Annotated in this window: 4 protein-coding genes; all 4 read left to right on the forward strand. The window is 69.7% G+C overall.

The annotated features are described in order from the left end of the window. A partial coding sequence (locus ACFQZY_RS19100; RefSeq protein WP_377419130.1) for an energy transducer TonB occupies window positions 1-648 on the forward strand: 648 nt, incomplete at its 5' end. Between the two features lie 74 nt (window positions 649-722). Next, a complete protein-coding gene (locus ACFQZY_RS19105; protein WP_377419133.1) occupies window positions 723-1538 on the forward strand; it encodes a MotA/TolQ/ExbB proton channel family protein in 816 nt (271 codons plus the stop codon). A gap of 27 nt (window positions 1539-1565) precedes the next feature. Further along, entirely contained in the window at window positions 1566-1988 is a 423-nt protein-coding gene (locus tag ACFQZY_RS19110; protein ID WP_377419136.1) for an ExbD/TolR family protein, read from the forward strand. A gap of 18 nt (window positions 1989-2006) precedes the next feature. Continuing rightward, window positions 2007-2438, forward strand: coding sequence for an ExbD/TolR family protein (locus ACFQZY_RS19115; RefSeq protein ID WP_377419139.1), 432 nt, complete (start codon window positions 2007-2009; stop codon window positions 2436-2438).

Genomic DNA, 2438 nt, shown 5'->3' on the forward strand with positions numbered 1-2438 from the left:
GACTACGCCAGCAGCCAACGCAAACCCAGCAAGCACCTGGTCGGCTTCGCCGCGGTGGTGGTGCTGCATGCCCTGCTGTTCTGGGCGATCAACTCCGGCCTGGCCCGAGCCTTCGTCAAGAAGCTCAAGGGCCCGGTGGAGGCGGTGCTGCTCGAGGAGCAGAAGCCCGACATCCCCCCGCCGCCGCCGCCGCCGCCGCCCAAGAACCTGCCGCCGCCGCCGCCGCCGGCCTATGTGCCGCCGGTGGACGTGCCGGTGGCCGCAGCCCCCTCGGCCAACGCGATCGCCGCGGTGTCCACCGTGCAGGCGCCGCCCGCGCCGCCGCCGCCGCCGGCACCGCCGCCGCCGCCGGCGGCCCCGCGCGAGGTGGTGCGCACGGCCGCCGTGGTCAACGCCTCGGCCTGCGAGAAGCCCGAGTACCCCAGCGCCTCGCGCCGCGCCGAGGAGGAGGGCACCGTCACGCTGCGCTTCCTGGTGGGCGTGGACGGCAAGGTGATCCAGGCCGAGGTGGAGAAGTCCTCCGGCTACCGGCGCCTGGACGAGGCCGCGCGCGCCGGCCTGTCGCGGTGCGCCTTCAAGCCCGCCACCGCCGACGGCAAGCCCGAGCAGGCCTGGGCGACCATGCGCTACACCTGGCGCCTCGAGTGATCGAGGCAGCCGCCCTCCCGAACCCGACCCCGAACCGAATCTTCCTGACCGATCCCTCCCGAGGAAACACCACCATGTTCAAGACCCTCAAGCAACTCGCCGTGTGCGCTGGCCTGCTGGCCGGCCTGATCGCCACCGCCCTGCCCGTGTCGGCGCAGACCGCCGCTCCCGCCGCCCCCGCTGCCGCGGCCGAAGCCACCGCCGCCCCGGCCGCCGCCAAGCCGGCCGCCGAGGAGGAGAACCCCTACGGCCTGAAGGCGCTGTGGGCCCAGGGCGACGGCGTGGCCAAGGGCACGCTGGTGATCATGATCATCATGAGCATGGGCTCGTGGTACGTGATCTTCACCAAGCTGGCCGAGCAGTCCAGGCTGAACAAGCAGGCGCGCGGCGCGCAGGAGAACTTCTGGAGCGCCGGCTCGGTGCGCCAGGGCGCCGACACGCTGGACGAGGGCAGCGCCTTCCGCTTCATCGCCGAGAAGGGCCTGGAGGGCGCTTCCAAGCATGACGGCATGCTGGGCGCGATCGACTTCAACACCTGGGTCTCCCAGAGCATCAACCGCGCCATCGCCAACGTGCAAAGCCGCATGCAGGACGGCCTGGCCTTCCTGGCCACGGTGGGCTCCACGGCGCCCTTCGTGGGCCTGTTCGGCACCGTCTGGGGCATCTACCACGCGCTGGTGAAGATCGGCATGAGCGGCCAGGCCTCGATCGACAAGGTGGCCGGCCCGGTGGGCGAGGCGCTGATCATGACCGCCATCGGCCTGGCCGTGGCCGTGCCTGCGGTGCTGGGCTACAACTGGCTGGTGCGCCGCAACAAGGCGGTGATGGACCAGGTCAACGCCTTCGGCGCCGACCTGCACGCGGTGCTGCTGGCCTCGGCCAAGAAGTAAAACCCGAGCGAGCCGGAGACACCCGCCATGGGCATGAACGTAGGCGCGTCGCAGGACGACGACGAGATCATCGGCGCGATCAACACCACGCCGCTGGTGGACGTGATGCTGGTGCTGCTGATCATCTTCCTGATCACGATCCCGGTGGTGACCACCTCGGTGAAGGTGGACCTGCCCAAGGAGAAGAACGTGGTGCGCGAGACCAAGCCGGAGAACGTGATCATCTCGGTGGACAGGGGCGGGCGCATCTTCCTGTACGACACGCCGATCAAGGACACGGCCGACCTGAGCGAGCGCATGAGGAAGTTCGCCGCCATGCAGCCGCAGCCGGAGGTGCAGATCCGCGGCGACGGCGCCAGCGCCTTCGAGTCGGTGGGCCGCGTCATGTACTCGGTGCAGCGCGCGGGCATCGTCAAGGTGGGCTTCATCACCGAGCCGTCCGATCGCTGAGAGCAAGGGAGCACGCACATGGGAATGAACGTAGGCACCGGGGGCTCCGGCAACGAGCCCGAGGTGATGATGGACATCAACACCACGCCGCTGATCGACGTGATGCTGGTGCTGCTGATCATGCTGATCATCACGATCCCGGCGCAGCTGCACGCGGTGAACCTGGACATGCCGCTGCCGTCGAACGCGCCTAAGAAGGCCGACCCGGTGGTGGTGCGCGTGGACGTGGACGGCAACAGCGTGGTGAACTGGAACGGCAAGCCGGTGGGCTCGCGCACCGAGCTGGAGGCGCTGCTCAAGCAGGCCGCCACGATGCAGCCGCAGCCCGAGCTGCACATTCGCTCGCACCCCAAGGCGAAGTACGAGGCCACCGCCGGCGTGCTCGCCTCGGCCCAGCGCAATGGCCTCAACAAGCTGGGCATCGTGGGCACCGAGCAGTTCGTCAACTGA

The organism is Ramlibacter sp. GCM10027632, from assembly GCF_042675325.1.
Lineage (GTDB): Bacteria > Pseudomonadota > Gammaproteobacteria > Burkholderiales > Burkholderiaceae_C > Ramlibacter.

Excerpts from the sequence above, each read along its gene's own strand:
- ACFQZY_RS19105 (WP_377419133.1), top strand. The coding sequence starts at position 723 with ATGTTCAAGACCCTCAAGCAACTCGCCGTGTGCGCTGGCCTGCTGGCC.
- ACFQZY_RS19110 (WP_377419136.1), top strand. The coding sequence starts at position 1,566 with ATGGGCATGAACGTAGGCGCGTCGCAGGACGACGACGAGATCATCGGC.
- ACFQZY_RS19115 (WP_377419139.1), top strand. The coding sequence starts at position 2,007 with ATGGGAATGAACGTAGGCACCGGGGGCTCCGGCAACGAGCCCGAGGTG.